The sequence below is a fragment of the Helicobacter pylori genome (genome assembly GCA_008032955.1).
Lineage (GTDB): Bacteria > Campylobacterota > Campylobacteria > Campylobacterales > Helicobacteraceae > Helicobacter > Helicobacter pylori_DC.
In genome coordinates this window covers 1517479-1537530 of sequence record CP032046.1, presented here as the reverse complement: position 1 = coordinate 1537530, position 20052 = coordinate 1517479, and the positions used below count along the sequence as shown (strand labels likewise).

Here is a 20052-nt window from a genome sequence, read left to right as displayed (position 1 = left end):
TCCTTTCTTTTAAAAATTTTCTTCATTGGAATCAGGCTTTTTATCGCCGCTGATTCTAATGCTCCCACCCCCATAGCTAGGGGGTGTTGTGGGGCGAATCTCTAGCGTTTCGCCTCTTTCTCTTTTGTATTTTTCTTGCTGGCTTTGGTGGTATGTTTTCATGCTGTCTATCACGATTGCTTTGTGGGTGCTCCCCAAATCAGCGTTGGTGAGCAATTTTTGAGCGCCATTACCCAAGCTGTTAGAATGCCTGTCTTCTATTTTAAGAGACAAATTCAAGCCCTTAAAATTCTCCAAAGACTCCACCAGTTCCACCACAAGCTTCCTGTCCCAAATGGAATTTTTCAAATCCTTACACAAGGAAAAAACCTCGCTTGAAAACTGGTAGTCATACAAAAACAAAAGGTCTAAATTTTCTAAAAATTCCACGTTGCAACGCTCTTTAAAACTTTTCAAAAAACCCTCTTCTAAAGGCACAAAGCCTTCAGTGATAGGGATTAGCCCCTTATCTTTGGCGCGTTTAAACACCATAATGCTTTTTTCAATCACGACAAACGCGTAAGCGTTCTTAGTCATCATAATTTTTCTACCTCGCTTTCATAGATCAATTGGCCGTCTTTAAACAGCCCCACTTTAATGCTTTGGGAATCCACGCAACACACCTTCACGTCCACTTCTTCAACCTCTTCTAACGCTATGGAAATCATTTGCGTGTCTTGAATGTTTAAAGTGTTGGTGTTGGCTAGAGTTTTATCGCTGTAGCATATCTCTAACCCATCAAAGCCTCCCCATTCCTCTTTAGTTTGGAAAATCTGGTATTCATTAGGCTTTAAAGAATCCCTATGGATTTTAGCGTGGAATTTCCCCTCTATCTCAATGCCTAAATCGTATTTAAACACAGGATTGGAGCTTATAGAGGGCATTTCAATCCCTTTAGCCTTGTCCCTGCTCTCTAAAAGCCCGAAAGCCACCCCGGTTTTGCAAGTGGGCTTCAAATAAGCGGGCGTGTTAGAAACGTCTTCTCCTGTAAGCTCTAAAATCTGTTTGTCTGAGGCTTCTGTGCCTAGCGGCTCATAAATGATGAATTTAAAATCATTTTTAGAAGTCTTTTGATGGTAATCTTTGAGCTGCTTTTCTTTGGCGTTTTCAAACGCTTGTTTGACTAACACTGAACGGCTCGCATTCCCGCCTAAGAAAATGTGAAACGCCCGACACTGATCATCAATGTTTTCAGCCATCACTTTAGAAAATCCGGCAAAGAAGTTGGCAACGCCTTCATTGATCTTGTCTTTTAAGAGGTTTAAAAGCTCTTTGCAATCAACTTTAAGATCGCATTCTGCTTCTACCCCATTCCTATCCAACAGCATGGCTTTAAAATCCTTTTCAAAACCCTCTATGTTAAACTCTTCATTTTCTTCTATCGCTTCTATAATATCAGCGTCTAGATTTTCTAAAAAAGGGCGTAAATTAGAAGCGATCGTTTGCAAGTTCAAGCGCGCTTCCCTGGAATTTTGCATAAACGATCCAAAGCGTTGCGTATCGATCCTGTCATAGTTGGGCTTAGCGATGACAATATCTTTTTCTTTTAGCGTTTGGAAATTTTTGGCATATGTTTCCCAAGCCAACAATTCCAATAAGTTTTCACCGCCTAAATATTTATCCCCTCCGCTGCTGAAATGCGTCATCTTGTAAAGGAATTTAGGGTTAGCGCTTTTTTCCCATTTGCCAAAGTCAAAATCCGTCGTCCCGCCCCTAAAATCAAACACCCCGTAATAAACCGGCTTGTCTAACTTCTCTGATTTAAAAAACCCATAGCTTTTTAAAGTGCTAATGGCATATGCGCAAGGCTCGCTCGCTCTCAATTCCACTTTGAAAGTTTTAGCCGTTTTTTCATCGTCAAAAACATGCCGGGGTAAGGATTTTTTCAAGCCTCTTTCAAAACTCTCTCTGATTTTTTCAGCCTGATGCTTTTCATACTTGATGGGGTAGGATAAAAAGTATTTCAAAAACATGCCATTATGCATGTTGTTGATGCAGCGGCCGATGTAGTAAGCGTAGATTTCTATGGGGTTAAAACTCGTGCAATTAGTGAAGCTTTCTAAAGAAAAATCCTCTATTAAATCCTTAAAATTCTGTTTTTCATCCGCTCCAGCCCATTGCTTCAATTTAGAAAAAACCGATACAAATCATTCCCTTTAACGTCTGCAGCGTTCTTTTGGGCTTCATGCGCCACTTCTATATCGTTGTGTCCTGTGAAAGGGCGGTGCTTTAGCACGTCGTATCCTGTATAAATTTTTTTCTGTGTCTAAACTCCACGATCGTGGGGTTTTCAAACTTTGTTAGGCTTGCGTCATCTACTAGCCCGCCAATAGAGAGCAAGCGGTATTTCCCGTTCTTATCCATATAGCTTGCGGTCGTGCTTTTAGTCCCAAAGTCAATAGCGACGAAAACGCTCTTTTTTAAATCCTTCAAACTTGAGCGCGCATAAAAATCCATTTCTTTGCCGTTAGGGTCTAAATTATCAAACCTAAAGGTTACGCTTTCTTTAGGCACGCTAGGCGCCTCTAAATCCCAATGCCCTCCGTCCAAATCAAGCAATTGGCTTTGGCTATAGCTCTTAAGGCCTACCGCTACACTATCCACATTGAGCATCAAATCTTTAAATGCTTCAAAATCCACATCCACATCGCTAGTAGAAACGATCTCTAAGGTTTTTTCTATTTGCTCATTAGCGATCTTTTTAGCTTGCGCTAAATCCTCTAGGAATTTTTGATTGTCCTCAGAAAGATACCTTAAAGAAGTCTCATTATTGACGATCGCATGAAGCACCCGCAGCGCTTGTTTGAATTTGATTTTCTCTTCTTCTGACACTTCATCTTTGAAATTCGGCTCACTTTTTTCATTGAATTTGACTCCATCCTTTAAAGACCGATCGCACAATTTCTCTACTAAGGGGTGGCCAAGAGGCAGTTCTAAACTTTGTAAGGGTTTTACCATGATATTTCCTTTATTGTGGTTTTTGTGGTTTTGAGAGTTGCTCTTTCAAGCCATCAACCCTCTCTTTGAGGGCGATGTTCTCTTCTTCTAATTTTCGGTTTTGGCGTTTTAAATCCTCGTTTGCACTCGCTAAACGCCTGTTGTGTAAGTCCAGATCGCTTTTGGCTTCCATACCCTCTAAACTCTTCAAACGCGCGATTTCTCGCTCCAACTCGCTTTTTTCTGTGGCTATTTTTTCTTTAGCTTGCCGTAACTGGTTGTTAGTGTTTTCCAAATTTTTTTGAGCGCTTTCTAATTGTTTGAGCTTGTCGGTTAGGCGTTGGTTGTCTTTCTCTAAATTGGCGCATCGTTTTTCTAAAAACCCATGCTCATCTTGTAATTTCGCTCGCTCTTGTTCGAGACTATCCTGCTCTTTATTGAGCGCGATAACTTGGTGGTTGAGCTTGTCATTTTCGGTTTTCAGATCGGCGGTTTTTTCAGTCAGCGCGGCGTTTCTGTTTTCTAGCTCGGTGTTTTCTTTGGTTAGCTTGTCTTTTGTTATGAATAACTTGTCGTTTTTTTGCCGTAATTGATTGTTAGCGTCTTTTAACTCGCTAGTTTCTGCAGCTAAGTATTCTCTTTCTCTTAACAATTCGGTGTTTTCATTTTCTAACTCACCGATACGCGCTTCTAATTCTTCTCTGATTTGAGAGAAGCCAAACCATTTTTCAATGAGCGTTCCCATTTATGATCCCATATCCACGATAGTGTGATACACTTTATGATTGTGTTTATAGCCTCTTAAAACCACTCTTTGTATCTTTTGAGAAGAGTTTTGCTCTGGGTATAGCGTTTTGCAAGAATAGTCATAAGCGCTTGGCTCTTTCAAACGCTCAAATTTACTATCCTTAATATATTCAAAAAGCAAATCAAACAATTCAGCTAATTTCTCGCCTTTATCGCTCCTCTTATCGCTTAATTCTTGGCTCGCTTTGTTATAAAGGCTTTCTAAATAGTATTTGCTATCGCTAAGAACAGATGCGATCAAATCCATTGCGCTGTGAGTTGTTGCTACAAAATTAAAATTCAAGCGATCTTTGACTTCCAAAAAGACTTCATAGAGTTTTTCTAATTTTTGGTATGGAGCGTGCCTTTGCTCTAACTCTTTTAGTTTTTGGCTCGTTTGTTCGGCTTGGGTTTTTGCTGCTGATAGTGCTGTGGTTAGGTTTTCTTTTTCTGTGGATAACCCGGCGATTTTGCTATTCAGCTCTGTTTTTTCATTTTTTAGCTTGGTGTTTTCGTTAGTCAGATCGGTTTTTACATTTTCTAAAACTTGCTTAGAGTCTTGTAACGCTTTCACTTGCTTTTGTAATTCGGCTTTGTCTTTAGTCAGGTTTTCTTTTTCTGTGGTTAGATTTTTACTTTCTCTTTCTAGCTTGTCTTTTTCTGTGGATAACCCGGCGATTTTGCTATTCAGCTCTGTTTTTTCATTTTTTAGCTTGGTGTTTTCGTTAGTCAGATCGGTTTTTACATTTTCTAAAACTTGCTTAGAGTCTTGTAACGCTTTCACTTGCTTTTGTAATTCGGCTTTGTCTTTAGTCAGGTTTTCTTTTTCTGTGGTTAGATTTTTACTTTCTCTTTCTAGCTTGTCTTTTTCTGTGGATAACCCGGCGATTTTGCTATTCAGCTCGGCGTTTTCTTCTTGGACTTTTTTAAGCGCTTCCTCTTTTTTTTGAGCGTCTTTTGGGTTTTCTTGGGTGTCGTTAGAGGATTTTCCAAACAAATTGCCTATAAAATGAGAGAGTTTTCTAAGGGGTTCAAAGTCTTCTAATTTAAGATCTTCTAATTTTTTAATGCGATCTTTAAGTTCTCTAACATCTCTAACAAGTTCTAAAAGCTCTTCATTATTGGGGGGGGGTGGAAGCAGTCGTTCTTGAAATATTCGTATTTTCTACAATATGAGTGCCACTCATAAGAATATCTCCTTTTATATTATATCAGTGTTAAAAAGATTGTTATTGTAATTTGAGAAAACTTAAAATGAGCTTTATTTCCCCCCTTTTTTCGCCCCCTCTAATAAACCCCTAGAATGTAGAATCCCAGTGGTTTAAGTTAGAAGAATAAGGGTCAAAAAAGCCCTTAGGTATGTATTGCGCTTCTTTTTTGGTGGAAGCGTCTTTTGAAGAATGGTCTTTAGGGAGACAAGCGAAACGCTGAGCATCAAAGCTAGAGCAACCGCTCAATAACAACATGCCGAGTGTGCCGATCATAATACCATTTTTAATTGTTTTCATTTTATATCCTTTGTTTTGTAAAATTTTTTATCAATCCGTTTAATTTAAAATCGTTTCATTGGTTTGAAGCTTTTAAATTACACGGCGAGAATGATAAAATTTATTTTTAAACGAAAAGTAAATGAACTTTTTAAACGATAAAAAATTCCTCTAATTTTTGTCTTAAGCGGTAAATAATTACCACTTTTAAAAAAATCAATTTTAATAATTAAATTCATTTAGTATGAAAACAATCACAAATTAAAAAGCATTATTAAAAATGACCGCTTAAAAAACCCGATTAAAACATGCTACAATCAAGCCAAATTCTTAAATAAAAGGTAAGCTCATGCAAAAAATCATTGACGATTCATTAGAATTAGCTAAAAAACTGCAAGATAGTATCAGTAGCCATTTGAGCGAGCAAGAAAAAGCGTTCCACTCTAAAATGCAAAAGCTTTTAAACAACCCTGAAAACAAAGTCATGCTCATAGAGCTTATGGATCGGAGTTTTAGATGCTTGGACAATAAAGCCCGCTTTGAAATGATTGAGCATGTTTTGGACAAATACAAAAGCCGTGAGATTTTTTCCTCGTTTGAAAAATGGCTTTTAATGGGGTTTTTAAGCTTTGGGAAAATGCTGCCTGATATGAGCGTGCCTTTCTTTGTCAATAAAATCAGAAGCGACACAAAAGCGATGGTCTTGGATCAAGAAGAGAGCCAATTGAAAGAGCGGATTTTAAAAAGAAAAAATGAAAAAATCATTTTGAACGTGAATTTTATCGGCGAGGAAGTTTTAGGCGAAGAAGAAGCGTCTGCGCGTTTTGAAAAATACTCTCAAGCCCTAAAATCCAACTACATCCAATACATTTCCATTAAAATCACGACGATTTTTTCTCAAATCAATATCCTTGATTTTGAATACTCTAAAAAAGAGATTGTCAAACGCCTAGACGCTCTTTATGCTTTAGCTTTAGAAGAAGAAAAAAAGCAAGGCATGCCTAAATTCATCAACTTGGATATGGAGGAATTTAGGGATTTAGAGCTAACAGTGGAGTCTTTTATGGAATCTATCGCCAAATTTGATTTGAACGCCGGCATTGTGTTACAAGCTTATATCCCTGATTCTTATGAATATTTGAAAAAACTGCACGCTTTTTCTAAAGAAAGGGTTTTAAAAGGGTTAAAGCCCATTAAAATCCGCTTTGTTAAGGGAGCGAACATGGAGAGCGAAGAGACGATCGCTTCTATGAAAGACTGGGCGTTACCCACATTTTCCAATAAACAAGACACCGATTCTAATTACAACAAAATGCTGGATTTTGTTTTAGAGGGCGATAATTATAAATACATCCATATTGGCGCAGCGAGCCACAATATTTTTGAAATCGCTTATGTTTATACGCGCATCCATGCCCTTAATGACCCTGTTGTGTTGGAGCATTTTAGCTTTGAAATGCTAGAGGGCATGAGCTTGCAAGCGAGCCAGGAATTAAAAGAGATGCACAAACTCATTCTTTATGCGCCGGTGTGCGATGAAGCGCATTTCAATAATGCGATCGCTTACTTGGTGAGAAGGTTAGATGAAAACACTTCAAGCGATAATTTCATGAAAGCTTTCTTCAATCTCAAAGTAGGCACGAGCGAATGGAAAGACCAAGAGCAACGCTTTTTAAACAGCCTTAAAGGAATCGCCACTTTAGACAACGCCACCCACAGGACCCAAGACAGAAACGCCAAGCAAACCGGCCATACCACCTACCCAAACCACTCCTTTAAAAACGAAAGCGATACCGATTTTATCTTAAAAGCCAACCGAGAATGGGCTAAAAAAGTGCGCGAGAAAATGCATAACGCCCCTATTTTAGAGCTTTACCCAGAAATAGATGGGAGGTTTGAAGATCCTAATTTAACCCCTTTAGAAGTCTTTGATAAGATCCATCATAAAAAAATCGCCAGCGTGCATTTAGCGGATAAGGAAGCGATTTTAAAAGCCCTAGAAGTGGCTAAAAGCGATAAGAGTCATTTCAGTCAAAAAAGCTTCACAGAAATCCATGCTTTATTGAGTCAAACCGCCCAGCTTTTTAGAGAAAGGAGGGGCGATTTAGTAGGGATTTCCGCTTTGGAAGTGGGTAAGACTTTCGCTGAAACGGACGCTGAAGTGAGTGAAGCCATTGACTTTTTAGAGTTTTACCCTTACAGCTTAAGGGTGTTACAAGAGCAAAATGAAAAAACGCAATTCACCCCCAAAGGCGTGGGCGTGGTCATCGCCCCATGGAATTTCCCTGTGGGCATTTCTGTAGGCACTATCGCTGCCCCTCTAGCCGCTGGCAATCGGGTGATTTACAAGCCCTCAAGTTTGTCTAGCGTGACCGGTTATAAGCTTTGTGAGTGCTTTTGGGATGCGGGCGTGCCTAGAGATGCGCTCATTTACTTGCCCTCTAAAGGGAGCGATATTAGTGAGCATCTTTTAAAAGATGAAAGCATCCAGTTTGCCATTTTAACCGGGGGCGAAGACACCGCTTATAAAATGTTAGAAGCTAACCCCACTTTAGCCTTGAGCGCTGAAACGGGCGGTAAAAACGCCACCATTGTGAGCAAAATGGCAGACAGGGATCAGGCGATTAAGAACGTTATCCATTCAGCTTTCAGCAATTCGGGGCAAAAATGTTCTGCCACTTCGCTTTTAGTGTTGGAAAAAGAAGTTTATGAAGATGAGAATTTCAAAAAGACTCTAATAGACGCGACTCTAAGCCTTAGCGTGGGCGATCCTTTTGATTTTAAAAACAAAATCGGCACTCTAGCGGACAAGCCTAATGAAAAGGTCATTAAAGCCATAGATGAATTAAAAAGCTATGAAAATTACGAAATCCCGGCAAGCTTTGTTGGTGATAACCCCTATTTGATGAAACCAAGCATCAAATACGGCACTAAAAAAGGCGATTTCACGCACCAAACTGAGCTTTTTACACCCATTTTATCCGTGATGAAAGCGCAAGATTTAGACGAAGCGATAGAGATAGTCAATTCTACCGGTTACGGGCTGACTAGCGCGTTAGAGTCTTTGGACGAAAGGGAGTGGGAATATTATTTAGAACGCATTGAAGCCGGTAATATCTATATCAACAAGCCCACCACAGGGGCGATTGTTTTGCGCCAGCCTTTTGGGGGGATTAAAAAATCCGCTGTGGGGTTTGGGAGGAAGGTAGGCATTTTCAACTATATCACGCAATTTGTGAATATCCACCAAGATGAAGAAGACGAACACGCCCTAAAAAACCCCTTAAGCGAAGCTTTAGAGGGCTTGACTCAAAAAGGCTATGACGAACACACGCATGAATTAAAACGCGCGATTTTTATGGCAAAGAGCTACGCTTATCATTATAAACATGAATTCAGCCAGACTAGAGACTATGTCAAAATCAGAGGCGAAGACAACCTCTTTTCCTACACTAAGGTTAAAAGCGTGGGCTATCGCATCACCGAAAAGGACACCTTAAGCGACATGTTGGGCGTGGCTCTAGCATGCCTCATTTCTCAAACCCCTTTAACAATCAGTGCAGAAAACGAACGAGCGAACAAGGATTTAACATTTTTCTTAGAATGCTTAAAAACGCTCCAAGCAAACGCCCCTGTTGTTTATGAAAGCTTGCAAAAATTCAGCGAGAAATTGAACGCTTTCAATCGTATCCGTTATTTAAAAAGCGATTTGGATTTATTGCACAAGCAAGCGAGCGCTTTAGGGATGGTTTTAGCCACGGCTAAACCTTGCTTGAACGGGCGTTTTGAATTGCTGTATTACCACTTAGAGCGATCGGTTAGCATCTCTTATCATCGTTACGGGAATTTAGGCTCAAGGGTTTTAAGGCAACCCACTTGCCACAAATCATGCTGTGCTGAAAAATAAATATTGTATTAAATAAGGAGATCAAAATGGGACATGTTGTTTTAAGCACCCCTATTGTTACGATGTTTGTCGTTTATTCGCTGTTAATGCTCTATATTGGTTTTTATTTTTACAAACAAAACGAAACGACTGAGGATTATTTCTTAGGCGATCGTTCTATGGGGCCTGTGATTAGCGCTTTGAGCGCGGGGGCGAGTGACATGAGCGGGTGGCTTTTAATGGGATTACCTGGAGCTTTATATGTGGGGGGCTTATCAATTCACACATCGCCATAGGGCTGAGTTTAGGAGCATTGATTAACTGGGTTTTTGTGGCCAAACGCTTACGCATTTATACGAGCGTGATCGCTAATTCTATTACCATTTCAGATTATTTTGAAACGCGCTTTAGCGATGACAAACACATCTTGCGCTTGATTTCAGCTTTTGTGATTTTAATCTTTTTTATTTTTTATATTTCTTCAGGGCTAGTGAGTGGGGCCAAACTCTTTGAAGCGACCTTTGGCATTCAATACAACTACGCTTTAAGCATTGGCACGCTGATTATTGTTTCTTACACCTTTTTAGGGGGGTATAAGGCGGTGTGCTGGACGGATTTGATTCAAGGGCTTTTGATGATGAGCGCTTTAATCGTGGTGCCGATCGTTATGATAATCCATCTTGGCGGGATTGGAGAGGGGATTAAAATCATTAGAGAAATCAAGCCTGAAAACCTTTCTTTCTTGCAAGGCTCTAGCGTAGTCGCCATTATTTCAAGCCTCGCTTGGGGGTTGGGCTATTTTGGGCAACCCCATATTTTAGTGCGCTTCATGTCTATCCGCTCCATTAAAGATGTGCCTAAAGCGACCGCTATTGGGATTTCTTGGATGGTCATTTCTTTGATCGGGGCATGCGCTATGGGGCTTTTAGGCGTTGCGTATGTGCATAAATTTGATTTGAGTTTAGAAGACCCTGAAAAGATTTTCATTGTGATGAGTCAATTGCTCTTTAACCCTTGGATCACAGGCATTTTATTGAGCGCGATTTTAGCGGCAGTGATGAGCACGGCCAGTTCGCAACTGCTTGTAAGCTCTTCTACCATTGCTGAAGATTTCTATGCGACGATTTTCAATAAAAACGCCCCCCAAAAATTAGTGATGGCCATTTCTAGGCTTTCGGTTTTAGGGGTGGCTTGCATCGCTTTTTTCATTTCAACGGATAAAAACGCTAGCATCCTCAGCATCGTGAGTTACGCATGGGCTGGCTTTGGCGCGAGTTTTGGCTCCGTGATTTTGTTTTCGCTTTTTTGGTCAAGAATGACGCGCATTGGCGCGATTGCTGGCATGCTCTCTGGAGCTAGCACGGTGATTTTATACGATAAATTTGGCAAAAGCTTTTTGGATATTTATGAAATCGTTCCGGGCTTTATTGTGGCGAGCATAGCCATTGTTGCGTTTAGTTTGTTTTCTAGCGTGCGAGCAGGCACTAAAGAGGCTTTTGAAACCATGCTTAAAGAGATTGAGAGCTTGAGGCGTTGAGGTGCTTCAAATGAGTTTGATCCAATCTTTAAATCCCCCTTATGCTCTTTAATCAAACCTTAACCTATGTTTCTTTATTTTCTGGGGCAGGAGTGGGGTGCTATGGGCTTTTAGAAGAAGGGTTTGAATGCGTTGCTACCAATGAAATTTTAGAAAAACGATTGAATATCCAAAGAATCAACAATAAATGCCAATTTGATGAAGGGTATATTTGTGGGGACATTAAAGAGCTAGAGATAAAAGAAAAAATTTTAAAACGAATTGGATTTTATTCTAAAAATTTTGGTAATGATAGGGTTGATTTAGTGGTAGCAACCCCACCTTGTCAAGGCATGAGTGTGGCCAATCATAAAAAGAAAAACGATGAAATCAAACGGAATTCTTTGGTGATTGAGAGCGTTGATTTGATCAAACAAATCAAGCCCCGATTTTTTATTTTAGAAAATGTCCCTAGTTTTTATAAAACAGGTTGTATAGACAAAAATGATAATTTATTAGAAATAGGAACTATGATAGAGCAAAATTTGAGTGGTGATTATATGCTCTATAATGAGGTAATTAATTTTAAAAATTTTGGGGCTAATTCAAGCCGAACAAGAACTTTAGTGATAGGGGTTTGTAAAGAGTTTAAAGATTTTATAAGCGCGTTAGAATTTTTTCCTGATTTTAAAGAAGAAAAAACTTTAAAAGAAGTGATAGGCTCGTTAAAACCACTTAGTTGGGGCGAGTATGATAGTGCGGATTTTTATCATAGTTTTAGAACTTATCCAAAGCATATGCAAGAATGGATTAAAGATTTAAAAGAAGGACAAAGCGCGTTTGAGAATGTCCAAGATGCGATAAGCGATTTAGCCTATCTTTGTTCTAATGAAGGGGCGTTTGAGAGCGATTATTTAAACCCTGTCCAATCAAGCTATCAAGCCTTAATGCGAAAAGATAGCCCTAAATTATACAACCACCAAGCCACCAACCACTCGCAAGCCGCTTTAGAGAAATTAAAGCTCATCAATAAAGAGCAAGGCAAAGAATGCTTGCCTAAGAACTTGCATGGCAAACAGCAATTCAAAAGCACATGGGGGCGCTTGAATTGGAACAAAATCAGCCCCACCATAGACACACGCTTTGACACCCCGAGCAATGGCACCAACTCTCACCCTGAATTGCACCGCTCTATCACGCCCAGAGAAGCCGCCAGAATACAGAGTTTTAGCGATGATTATATCTTTTATGGCAATAAAACGAGCGTTTGCAAGCAAATCGGTAACGCTGTGCCTCCTCTTCTAGCCCTAGCCTTAGGCAAAGCGATCTTAAAAAGCGCAAGAAATGATACAAATTTATCACGCTAACGCCTTTGAAATCATCAAGGATTTTCACCAGCAAAATTTAAAAGTGGATGCGATCATCACAGACCCTCCTTACAACATTTCGGTTAAAAACAATTTTTCCACCCTAAAGAGCGCTAAAAGACAGGGCATAGACTTTGGGGAATGGGATAAAAATTTCAAGCTTTTAGAATGGATCGCACGCTACGCCCCCTTAGTCAATCCAAACGGCTGCATGGTGATTTTTTGCTCTTACAGGTTCATAAGCTATATCGCTGATTTTTTAGAAGAAAACGGCTTTGTGGTCAAAGATTTCATCCAGTGGGTTAAAAATAATCCCATGCCAAGAAACATCCACCGGCGCTATGTCCAAGACACGGAATTTGCCCTATGGGCGGTTAAAAAGAAAGCCAAATGGGTGTTTAACAAACCTAAAAATGAAAAATATTTACGGCCCTTGATCTTAAAAAGCCCTGTGGTGAGCGGGGTTGAAAGAGTGAAACACCCCACGCAAAAAAGCCTAGCCTTAATGGAAAAAATCGTTTCCATCCACACAAACCCTAATGACATCGTGCTAGATCCTTTCATGGGGAGCGGCACCACCGGCTTAGCGTGTAAAAATTTAAAACGAAATTTTATCGGTATAGAATCAGAAAAAGAATATTTTCAAACCGCCCAAAAGCGTTTGAGCTAGCTTTTAAAAACGCTATTTGAATGAGATTGTGTTATAGTTGCTTAAAAGGATATTTTTAATGAAAAGAATGTTAGCGGAGTTTGAAAAAATCCAAGCGATTTTAATGGCGTTCCCCCATGAGTTTGGCGATTGGGCGTATTGTATTGAAGAGGCCAGAGAGAGCTTTTTACACATCATTCAAACTATAGCCAAACACGCTAAAGTGTTAGTGTGCGTCCATACTAACGATATTATCGGTTATGAAACGCTTAAAAACTTACCCGGTGTAGAGATCGCAAGAATTGAAACCAACGACACATGGGCTAGGGATTTTGGAGCGATCAGCATTGAAAATCATGGCGTTTTAGAGTGCTTGAACTTTGGTTTTAATGGCTGGGGGTTAAAATACCCGTCCAATTTAGACAATTTAGTGAATTCCAAGCTCAAGCATTTAGGGTTTTTAAAACACCCTTTAAAAACGATGCCCTATATTTTAGAGGGCGGGAGCATAGAAAGCGATGGGGCCGGGAGCATTTTGACCAACACCCAATGCCTGCTAGAAAAAAATCGTAACCCCCATTTGAATCAAAATGGAATAGAAACCATGCTTAAAAAGGAATTAGGGGCTAAACAAGTGCTGTGGTATTCTTATGGCTATTTAAAGGGCGATGATACCGATAGCCATACCGACACGCTCGCTCGTTTTTTAAATAAAGACACCATTGTTTATAGCGCATGCGAGGATGAAAACGATGAGCATTACACAGCCTTAAAAAAAATGCAAGAAGAATTAAAAACCTTTAAAAAACTAGACGGCACGCCTTATAAACTCATCCCCCTAGAAATCCCTAAAGCCATTTTTGATGAAAACCAACAACGCTTACCGGCAACTTATGTGAATTTTTTATTGTGCAATAACGCTTTAATCGTCCCCACCTACAACGACCCTAAAGACGCGCTCATTTTAGAAACCTTAAGACAACACACGCCCTTAGAAGTGATAGGGGTTGATTGTAATACTCTAATCAAACAGCATGGGAGTTTGCATTGTGTAACGATGCAGCTTTATTGAATAAAATCACGCTTTTTGGCGTGGTTCAGGGCGTGGGCATGCGCCCTTTTGTTTATACCCTGGCTCAAAAATTAGGGCTTGTAGGCTTTGCGCGTAACGCCCAAGCGGCTTTAGAAATCGTCTTACCCGCTCACAAAACAGAGTCTTTTTTAAACGCCCTAAAAAAAGGATTGCCCCCCTTAGCGTTGGTGGAAAAAATCATTATTAGCCCCTATGATAAGGCGCTTCATTTCAATGATTTTAGGATTTTAGAAAGCAAGAACCACCCCTTAAATTTGCTCAGTCAAATCCCTAAAGATTTAGGCGTGTGTGAGGATTGCTTGCGCGAGATTAGAGATAAAAACTCCCCCTATTTTCATTACGCTTTCAATTCTTGCGCGAAGTGCGGAGCGAGATACAGCCTTTTAAACGCCCTACCCTATGACAGAGAAAACTCCGCCCTAGAACCTTTCAAGCTCTGCGGATTTTGCGCATCCGTTTATAAAGACGCCACCAACAAACGATTCCACATTCAAGGCATCAGCTGCAAAAAGTGCGGTATCGCACCCAATTATAAACAATTAAAGAATGATGACGCTCTTTTAGAATGCGCTAAAGACATTCAAAAGGGTAAAATCATCGCTCTTAAAGGTTTGGGGGGCTTTGCTCTCTTGTGCGATGCGAGGAATTTTCAAACCATAGAAAGGTTACGGCTTTTAAAAAACCGCCCCCTAAAGCCTTTCGCGCTCATGTTTAAAGATCTAAACGCAGCCAAGCAGCATGCGTTTTTGAACGCATTAGAATGCGAAAGCTTAAATTCGGTAAGCACCCCCATTCTTTTAGCCCGTAAAAAACCTAATGTAAAATTAGCCCCCAATATCGCTAAAAACTCCCCCTTTTATGGCGTCATTTTGCCCTATACCCCTTTGCATGCTTTATTACTGGATTTATTGGATTCCCCTATTGTATTCACGAGCGCGAATTTTAACTCCCTCCCTTTAGCGAGCGATGAAAAAGAAATTAATTCGCTTCATTTTATTTTTGATTTTAAGCTCACGCACAATCGCGCTATCATCCACAGGATTGATGATAGTATCGCACAGCGCGTGGATAATGCCATTCGCCCCATGCGTTTGGCTAGAGGGTTTGCCCCCCTTTACCTCACTTTGCCCAAACGCTCTAACCATCCGCCAAAAAAGATTTTAGCGCTTGGAGCGGAGCAAAAAGGGCATTTTAGCTTATTAGATAGCGGGACTTCTGTTCTTTTACTCTCGCCTTTTTGTGGGGATTTGAGCGTTTTAGAAAATGAAAAACATTTTAAAGAAACTTTGAATTTTTTCTTAAAAACCTATGATTTCAAGCCCACGCTCTTAGCTTGCGACAAGCATCAAAACTACACCACCACTAAAATGGCTTTTGATTTTAATACGCCCTTATTGCAAGTCCAGCACCACCATGCCCACTTTTTAGCGAGTATCTTAGACGCATTATTACAAGATCCGCATTTAAATCACCCCTTTATAGGTATTGTTTGGGACGGGAGTGGGGCTTATGAAAATAAGGTTTATGGGGCGGAGTGTTTTGTGGGGGATTTGGAACGCATTGAAGAAATCGCCAGGTTTGAAGAATTTTGGCTTTTAGGGGGGCAAAAAGCGATCAAAGAGCCTAGACGCCTAGTTTTAGAAATCGCTTTAAAGCACCAACTCAACAAGCTTTTAAAACGCGTTCAAAAGCATTTCAAAGAAGACGAATTAGGAATTTTTAAACAAATGCATGACAAAAAAATTCAAAGCGTCGCCACCAATTCCATAGGGCGTTTGTTTGATATAGTGGCGTTTAGTTTGGATTTAGTGGGAACGATCAGTTTTGAAGCCGAGAGCGGGCAGGTTTTAGAAAATCTAGCCTTACAAAGCGATGAGATCACTTTTTACCCTTTTGAAATCAAAAACAGCGTGGTGGGTTTGAAAGCATTTTATCAAGCGTTTGAAAAGGATTTGGGCGTTTTAGAACCCAAACGCATCGCTAAGAAATTTTTTAACAGCTTAGTAGAAATCATTACCGCTTTGATTGCGCCTTTTAAAGAGCATGTGGTGGTGTGCAGTGGGGGCGTGTTTTGCAACCAATTGTTGTGCGAACAATTAGCCCAACGATTCAAAAAGCTTCAAAGGGAGTATTTTTTCCACAAGCATTTCCCCCCTAATGACAGCAGTATCCCTGTCGGTCAAGCCTTAATGGCGTATTTCAACCCTACAATCATCAAAAAAGGATAAAAAGGATAAAAATGGATAGCGTAACTCTAGCATGCGGGAACGGAGGGAAAGAAACAAACGCTTTAATTGAGCAAATCTTTATGCCCTATTTAAAAGAATGGATTATTGCGTTTGATGAAGACGCTCCTAAATTTGAAGCTAGTGGGGAATATTGCGTAAGCACGGATAGTTTTGTCATCACACCCTTAATTTTTAATGGAGGCGATATAGGCAAGCTTTGCGTTTGCGGGAGCGCGAATGATGTGAGCGTGCAAGGGGGCGAACCTTTGTATTTGAATATGGGTTTTATTTTAGAAGAAGGCTTAGAAATCCCTCTTTTAAAACAAATTTTACAATCCATACAAAAAGAATTGTTTAAAGCCAACTTAAAACTCCTCTCCCTAGACACTAAAGTCGTGCCAAAGGGGAGCGTGGATAAGCTTTTTATCAACACAACCTGCATTGGTAAAATCATCAAGCCAGGGATTTCTTCGTGCCATTTACAACCAGGACAAGCCATTATCCTAAGCGACACTATCGCCAATCATGGGGCAAGCCTGTTTGCGGTGCGTAATGAAATCAAGCTTAAAACCAATCTAGAAAGCGATTGCCAACTGCTCTATCCCTTATTAAAACCCTTATTTTTAAGCGATCTCAAAATTCATGCTTTAAGAGATGCGACTAGGGGCGGGTTAGCGAGCGTGCTGAACGAATGGGCGAACAGCTCTAGAGTGAAAATCGTTATAGAAGAAGAAAAAATCCCCTTAAAAGAAGAAACTAAAGGGATTTGCGAGATTTTAGGGCTAGAACCCTACACGCTAGCCAATGAGGGGGTGTTTGTTTTAGCACTCAATCAAAAAGACGCCCCTAAAGCCTTAGAAATTTTAAAAAGTAACGAGAAAGCCAAAAACGCTTGCGTGATTGGCAAAGTGTTTGAAAACCCCTATCCTAGCGTGGTTTTAAAGAACGCATGGGGTTTTGAAAGGATTTTAGAGATGCCAGAGGGCGAATTATTGCCTAGGATTTGTTAAAGCTAGAGTGCTTTTTAAAACCCTACCGCCTTTGCCCTCTAAAATTTTTTAGAGATCACCTAAGCTAAGTCTACTATACTCAATCCATTTGAGAAAACTTACAATAAGAGGGTGTTAGTGGTGGGTTATAAAAAAGCGGGCTTGATATTAGCAGTCATTTTTGGGTTTGCTGTGTTTTTTTCTGGGTGTAAGAGTGATTACGCAAAAAAAAGATAGTAAAGATAATAAAAGAGAAAGGAATTAAAAAAAAAGATAAAAGAGGAAGAGACAATAAAAAAAGAAAAGATAAAGGAAAAGATAAGAGAAGCGTTTGATGAAAAACTGCCAAAAAAACCACCAATAGATCTTAGAATGACTTTTGGATACAATCCTTATTGGATAAGCATCATTTCAAATGTTGGTAGTATCACTATAATGAGTGCAAAAATCAATCGTGGGAATTGTGATAACGATGGATTTCCTTATTTCAAGATTAATAAAACGCTAAGATTTGGCGATAGCTATCAATTTTATATACTTCGTTGTCAGCATATAAAAGAAGTTAGTATAAAGACTGATAAAGGGACTTGGGATTTTGGAATTGGAAGAAGATAAAAACCAACTGATAATCATCTCTAAAACAGACAGCATAGAAATCTAGGACATTCAGTTCAATAGAGAGAATTGCCCGCTCACATAGAATAATAGACAGATTTTCATGCTATTCAAAACTATCTCTTGTAAAAGTTTATTTTTAGCGTAAAGATATTGATGATTAGCCCAATAAAAGCCCCTTACTTTCCCTAGCTCTTTATGAAAAATTAAAGCGTTAACACGCCTTGCTTTTTGAAAGCGTTTGAGATTGAGAGTAAAGCGACCAAACCCCTTTTTAATGGCTCAAGTTTGTTTGAAGCTAAAGCGATCACAATATCGCAACTACCGCTAGCCTGACGCTTAATGGCGGAGCGTTTTTATAACCCTATAAGAGCCTTGATTTTATTTCAAACCTCTAAAAGCTTCAAATAATACTCATAAGCTTCTTTGATGCCCTGCTCTAAAGGGATTTCTAATTCCCATTTTAAAGCCTTTTGTTTGGAAATATCCATAAGCTTTTGCTGCATGCCCACTGGTTTGGATAAATCCTTAACAAACACGCCCTTATAGTCTAAAACCTGAGCGACCATTTCATAATACTCTTCAATGCTGTAATCCACGCCAGAGCCGACATTCATCACGCTAGGGATTGAAGCGATATTCTCATAAGCGAGAGCGATGAATCTGGCTAAATCTTTAGCGTTTAAATACTCTCTCCTGGCCGTGCCATCGCCCCACATCGCAAAATTTTTTTCATTTTTTAATTTAGCGGTGTGCATCCTAGCAATAAGCCCTGGTATCATGTGCGCTATCTTTTCTTCAAACTTGTCAAACTCGCCATAAAGGTTGCAAGGCACTAGAGTTTTATAAAAAACGCCTTTTTCAGCGCTCACATATTCGCAATACTTCATCACAGAGAGTTTGGCTAAAGCGTATCCTTCGTTCGTTGGTTCTAAAGAGCCGTTCAATAAATCGCTCTCTTTTAAGGGGTTAGGGGCGTATTTAGGATAAGCGCAAGAGCTCGCCAGATTAATGGCTTTTTTCACGCCCAAATCTAGAGCGCTAGAAAAAAGATATAAGCCCATGAGTAAATTCTCAACCATGTAAGTTGAAAGATCGTTCATGTTCGCCACAATGCCCCCACTCTCCCGGCGCAATGGATAATGCCTGTAGGCTTGTATTCTTTCAAATAAGCTTGAACGTTGTCTTTATCCAATAAATACAATTCGCTCTTTTTAGGGGTGAGTAAAGTAACATCAGGCTTATTTTTTTAAAATACAACGCCGTGTTCTGCCCCACCATGCCATAAGCACCGGTGATTAAAATGATCTCATTCATAAAAATTCCTTAAAGTATAGCCCCCATCTTGCAAGTAAAGGTTTTTCTGGCATTCTTTTAAATCGTATTCTAACATGTCCTTAACCAACTCTTTTAAATCGTATTCCCTAACCCAGCCCAGCTCTTTTTCAGCCTTAGTGGGATCGCCTAAGAGCAAATCCACTTCAGTAGGCCTGAAATAACGCTCGTCTATACGCACCACGACTTTGCCCGTTTTTAAATGGCTTAAGTTTAATTGTAAAGCGTTCGCTCTTTTTTCATCAACGCTTTTAATCAAACCGATTTCTTTAATCCCTGTATTTTGAAATTCTAGATCAATGCCGATAAATTCAAAGCTCATTTTCACAAAATCGCGCACGCTCGTGGTCTTCCCTGTGGCGATCACATAATCTTTGGGGATGGGCGCTTGGAGCATTAAATGCATCATTTTCACGTAATCTTTGGCATGCCCCCAGTCTCTTTTAGCGTCTAAATTCCCTAAATACAAGCAATCCGTTAAGTTATACGCTATCGCGCTAGCGGCTCGTGTGATTTTACGGGTTACAAAAGTTTCGCCCCTTACCCTGCTCTCATGGTTAAAAAGGATGCCATTAACCGCAAACAAGTTATAAGCCTCTCTGTAATTTTTAGTGATGTAAAAGGCATACATTTTAGCGACCGCATAGGGGCTTCGTGGGTTAAAGGGGGTGTTTTCATTTTGCGGGGTTTCTAAGACTTCGCCATACAATTCGCTCGTGCTGGCTTGATAAAAGCGCGTTTTATTTTCTAAGCCCAAAATCCGCATGGCCTCTAAAATCCTTAGCGTGCCAATACCATCAGCGTTAGCGGTGTATTCTGGGGTTTCAAAAGAGACTTTCACATGGCTTTGAGCGGCTAAATTATAAATCTCTGTGGGCTTAGTGGTAGCGATCAAATGGATGAGGTTGGAGCTATCGGTCATATCCCCATAGTGCAAGAAAAAACGCCTTTTGTGTTCGCTGTGCAAATCCTCATACAGATGATCGATCCTAGAAGTGTTGATGCTAGAAGAGCGCCTTTTTAACCCATGCACTTCATAGCCCAAATTCAGCAAGTATTCAGCCAGATAGCTCCCGTCCTGCCCGGTAACCCCGGTGATTAAAGCGATTTTTTCCTTCATTATTT

Annotated in this window: 12 protein-coding genes and 4 pseudogenes; 9 read left to right on the top strand and 7 right to left on the bottom strand. The window is 40.0% G+C overall.

Annotated features, from left to right (window positions below; translation table 11 throughout):
• Positions 1–9 precede the first annotated feature (9 nt).
• The 5 genes and pseudogenes from D2C72_07535 to D2C72_07515 form a co-directional block, all read right to left on the bottom strand.
• Positions 10–579: a hypothetical protein gene (locus tag D2C72_07535; protein QEF44063.1), complete on the bottom strand. Its 570-nt coding sequence runs from the start codon at positions 577–579 to the stop codon at positions 10–12.
• Positions 576–2997: pseudogene (locus D2C72_07530) on the bottom strand (hypothetical protein). Before D2C72_07530 ends, D2C72_07535 begins: the two are co-directional and overlap by 4 nt.
• A 10-nt stretch (positions 2998–3007) precedes the next feature.
• Positions 3008–3721, bottom strand: coding sequence for a hypothetical protein (locus D2C72_07525; protein ID QEF44062.1), 714 nt, complete (start codon positions 3719–3721; stop codon positions 3008–3010).
• A complete protein-coding gene (locus D2C72_07520; protein ID QEF44061.1) occupies positions 3722–4759 on the bottom strand; it encodes a hypothetical protein in 1038 nt (345 codons plus the stop codon).
• A 301-nt stretch (positions 4760–5060) separates the two neighbouring features.
• Positions 5061–5270, bottom strand: a complete 210-nt coding sequence (locus D2C72_07515; protein ID QEF44060.1) for a hypothetical protein — start codon at positions 5268–5270, stop codon at positions 5061–5063.
• A gap of 328 nt (positions 5271–5598) precedes the next feature.
• Here D2C72_07515 and D2C72_07510 point away from each other — a divergent pair, with 328 nt between their 5' ends.
• From D2C72_07510 to D2C72_07470, 9 genes and pseudogenes are all read left to right on the top strand, one after another.
• A complete protein-coding gene (locus D2C72_07510) occupies positions 5599–9156 on the top strand; it encodes an aldehyde dehydrogenase family protein (protein QEF44059.1) in 3558 nt (1185 codons plus the stop codon).
• 26 nt (positions 9157–9182) lie between these two features.
• Positions 9183–10672: pseudogene (gene putP / locus D2C72_07505) on the top strand (sodium/proline symporter PutP).
• A gap of 41 nt (positions 10673–10713) precedes the next feature.
• Positions 10714–12018, top strand: a complete 1305-nt coding sequence (locus tag D2C72_07500; GenBank protein QEF44058.1) for a DNA cytosine methyltransferase — start codon at positions 10714–10716, stop codon at positions 12016–12018.
• The gene (locus tag D2C72_07495; GenBank protein QEF44057.1) at positions 11996–12688 is read left to right on the top strand and encodes a site-specific DNA-methyltransferase; all 693 of its coding nucleotides are present in this window, start codon (positions 11996–11998) and stop codon (positions 12686–12688) included. Before D2C72_07500 ends, D2C72_07495 begins: the two co-directional genes overlap by 23 nt.
• 58 nt (positions 12689–12746) lie before the next feature.
• On the top strand, positions 12747–13739 hold the full coding sequence (locus D2C72_07490; protein QEF44056.1) for an agmatine deiminase: 993 nt from the start codon (positions 12747–12749) through the stop codon (positions 13737–13739).
• Positions 13736–15988: a carbamoyltransferase HypF gene (hypF, locus tag D2C72_07485; GenBank protein ID QEF44055.1), complete on the top strand. Its 2253-nt coding sequence runs from the start codon at positions 13736–13738 to the stop codon at positions 15986–15988. Before D2C72_07490 ends, hypF begins: the two co-directional genes overlap by 4 nt.
• An 11-nt stretch (positions 15989–15999) precedes the next feature.
• Positions 16000–16998: a hydrogenase expression/formation protein HypE gene (gene hypE / locus D2C72_07480; GenBank protein QEF44054.1), complete on the top strand. Its 999-nt coding sequence runs from the start codon at positions 16000–16002 to the stop codon at positions 16996–16998.
• A gap of 351 nt (positions 16999–17349) precedes the next feature.
• A complete protein-coding gene (locus D2C72_07475) occupies positions 17350–17592 on the top strand; it encodes a hypothetical protein (GenBank protein ID QEF44053.1) in 243 nt (80 codons plus the stop codon).
• A 198-nt stretch (positions 17593–17790) separates the two neighbouring features.
• Positions 17791–17923 (top strand): annotated as a pseudogene (locus D2C72_07470) (anthranilate synthase component I).
• Between the two features lie 55 nt (positions 17924–17978).
• Here D2C72_07470 and D2C72_07465 read toward each other — a convergent pair.
• Together D2C72_07465 and gmd are read right to left on the bottom strand one after the other, a co-directional pair.
• Positions 17979–18909 (bottom strand): annotated as a pseudogene (locus tag D2C72_07465) (GDP-L-fucose synthase).
• Complete coding sequence (gene gmd, locus D2C72_07460; protein ID QEF44052.1) at positions 18902–20047, bottom strand: GDP-mannose 4,6-dehydratase; 1146 nt, start codon at positions 20045–20047, stop codon at positions 18902–18904. The pseudogene D2C72_07465 and the gene gmd overlap by 8 nt, the downstream one beginning before the upstream one ends.
• Positions 20048–20052 lie beyond the last annotated feature (5 nt).